Annotated in this window: 3 protein-coding genes; all 3 read left to right on the plus strand. The window is 56.7% G+C overall.

What is annotated here, in order from left to right:
- On the plus strand, positions 1-745 hold a 745-nt coding region (locus ACOCD2_RS15965; protein ID WP_293675012.1), incomplete at its 5' end, for a Kiwa anti-phage protein KwaB-like domain-containing protein.
- A 45-nt stretch (positions 746-790) separates the two neighbouring features.
- A complete protein-coding gene (gene rhuM, locus ACOCD2_RS15970) occupies positions 791-1,786 on the plus strand; it encodes a RhuM family protein (RefSeq protein ID WP_293649565.1) in 996 nt (331 codons plus the stop codon).
- Positions 1,786-2,754: a type I restriction endonuclease gene (locus tag ACOCD2_RS15975; RefSeq protein WP_305800517.1), complete on the plus strand. Its 969-nt coding sequence runs from the start codon at positions 1,786-1,788 to the stop codon at positions 2,752-2,754. Before rhuM ends, ACOCD2_RS15975 begins: the two co-directional genes overlap by 1 nt.
- The last annotated feature ends 20 nt before the right edge of the window (positions 2,755-2,774 follow it).

Here is a 2,774-nt window from a genome sequence, read left to right on the forward strand (position 1 = left end):
TGTTCATGAAATTGACTTTGCTCCAGGCTATCAACCCGAGGCGCATGAACGGTTTTGCTTGGATGAGTTTGAGTTGCCTGATTGGTTGCAGGATGAAAATAGCCTGTCGGTGCCTAACTTGGAGAATATTAGTCAGCACGAAGAGATGGTGGAATCCATCAAGGGGATTGCCGCCTTTGCGAGAAACGAACAGGGTGAGGAGCTGATCCTGTTTCAGAATTTCAGCCGTTCGCATGTTATCCAGCCCGGTAACTCTCTGTTCTTACAGAACAATACCTATGAGACTGTTCAGCACAAAGGGTTTACCTTGGGTGGCAAGCTGAGCGCGGTCTATGAGGTGGATCAACAGCGGTTGCTGTTCCATAGCTTCCGCACCACCAACACCTTTTTGCCGCTGGCAGAATTTTACGAAGAAGCCTCGGAACAGGAAATCCGTGAGGTACTGGACCACAACTGCCTGGCACCCGAAGATGCTGAGGCATTGGCCGTGGGCGCCAATCAGTGGTTCCGCAAACGGTTTGCCATGCTTAGGGATTCAGGAATCTTAGATAATTTCACAGCCAAACAGATACGGAAACACTCAGAGGGATTTGAGATCGATATTCAGCTAAAAGGCAACAAGATTATATTTCCTTCTGATAAGCAGGAAGCTAAACGCCTGCTCCAGTTCCTGAATGAAGAAATCTTCCGTGGCGCCATCACTGAAACTTTGTACGAGACCAACTCGAAGCGAGAGGCGGATTGATGATCCCCATTAAGGTGAATTTGTGGGGGATGAGGTGATAGTGCCATGAGCAACATCATCATCTTCGAATCCGACACCCAGCAGGTCGAGGTGCGGCTGGAGGGGGAGACGTTATGGTTGACGCAAAAGCAGATGGGGGAGTTGTTTGGCACCACCGCCGAAAATGTGTTAATGCACCTGAAAAATATCTTTAGTGACAATGAGTTACCGAAATCGTCAACTACTAAGGATTTCTTAGCAGTTCGTCAGGAGGGCGCGCGACAGGTCAAACGGCGGCTGAAACACTACAATCTCGACGCCATCATCTCCGTGGGTTACCGGGTCAACTCTACCCGCGCCACCCGTTTCCGCCAGTGGGCCACCCGGGTGCTGCGTGAGAACCTGACCCGGGGCTACAGTCTCAACGAGCATCGTCTGGCCCAGCAGGGGCTCTCTGAACTGGAGCAGGCGGTGGCCTTGTTGGGCAAGACACTGGTGCGGCAGGAGCTGGTGTCCGATATTGGCCGGGAAGTGGTGGGTTTGATCCTGGGCTATGCCAAGACCTGGCGTTTGTTGCTGGATTATGACGAGGGTGAGCTTAGCGAGCCGCCCGGTACCTGTCTGGCGCGCGGAGTGCTGGGACCGGATGAGGCGCGCCGCGCCCTGGATGCCCTGGCCACGGAGCTGAGGAGCCGGGGCGAGGCCAGCGAGCTGTTCGCCCGTGACCGGGGCGATGGGCTGGCGTCGATCCTGGGCAATATCGAACAGACCATGTTCGGTGAGCCCCTGTACAAGAGCCGTGAGGAGCGGGCGGCGCATTTGCTGTATTTTACTATCAAGAACCATCCCTTTTCCGATGGCAACAAGCGCTCCGCCGCCTTCCTGTTTCTGCTCTACCTGCGCCAGGAGGGCATCAGCCTGACGCTGGATGAAAACGGCCTGACGGCCCTGACCCTGCTCATCGCCGAAAGCGACCCCAAGGCCAAGGAGCTGATGGTGCGGCTGGTCATGCACCTGTTACTGCCGGGGCAGCCAGCCGGCCCGGATGGGGAGGAGGCATAATGGCAGGCGTCGGCCAACCCGAGCGGGCAACCCAGGATCGCGTCATCGCCCTGTTCCGCGATGAGCTGGGCTATCGCTATCTTGGCAACTGGGAATACCGCGACGGCAACAGCAACATCGAAGAGACATTGCTGACGGATTATCTGTCGCGTTGCGGTTATAGTCCGGCGCAAATCGCCCGCGCCCTCGACATCCTGCACAGCGAGGCGGACAACCACGCCCGCAGCCTCTACGACAACAACAAGGCCTTCTACAGCCGCCTGCGCTATGGCGTGCAGGTGCGGACCGAGGCCGGGCGGAACACCGAGACGGTTCATGTCATCAACTGGGCCGAGCCTGAGAAAAACGACTTTGCCATCGCCGAGGAGGTGACGGTTTATGGCAATCACGAAAAGCGTCCGGACATCGTGCTCTATGTCAACGGCATCGCCATCGGCGTGCTGGAGCTGAAGAACAGCCGCGGCTCCATCGGCGACGGGATTCGCCAGAGCCTTGTCAATCAGCGCGCGGAGTTCATCGGCGCCTTCGTCTCCACCGTGCAGTTCATCTTTGCCGGAAACGATTCGGAAGGACTGCAATACGGCGCCATCGGCACGCCGGAGAAATATTTCCTCAAGTGGAAGGAGGAGGAGGAGGACAACAGCCGTTTCAAGCTGGACAAGTACCTGCTGAAGCTGTGCAACAAGTCGCGGCTGATTGAGTTGATGTATGACTTCGTGTTGTTCGATGGCGGCGTGAAAAAACTGCCGCGCGTGCATCAGTACTTTGGCATCAAGGCCGCGCAGGAATTTGTCAGGCGCAAGGAAGGCGGCATTATCTGGCACACCCAGGGCAGTGGCAAGAGCATTGTCATGGTGCTGCTGGCCAAGTGGATACTGGAGAACACCCCAATGCCCGCGTCGCCATCGTCACCGACCGCGATGAGCTGGACAAGCAGATCGTCGGCGTGTTGCGTGACGCCGGGATGATTTCCCGGGACGACGATGAC

This window comes from Thiolapillus sp. (assembly GCF_048562965.1).
Taxonomy (GTDB): domain Bacteria; phylum Pseudomonadota; class Gammaproteobacteria; order Chromatiales; family Chromatiaceae; genus Thiolapillus; species Thiolapillus brandeum_A.

Excerpts from the sequence above, each read along its gene's own strand:
- rhuM (WP_293649565.1), top strand. The coding sequence starts at position 791 with ATGAGCAACATCATCATCTTCGAATCCGACACCCAGCAGGTCGAGGTG.
- ACOCD2_RS15975 (WP_305800517.1), top strand. The coding sequence starts at position 1,786 with ATGGCAGGCGTCGGCCAACCCGAGCGGGCAACCCAGGATCGCGTCATC.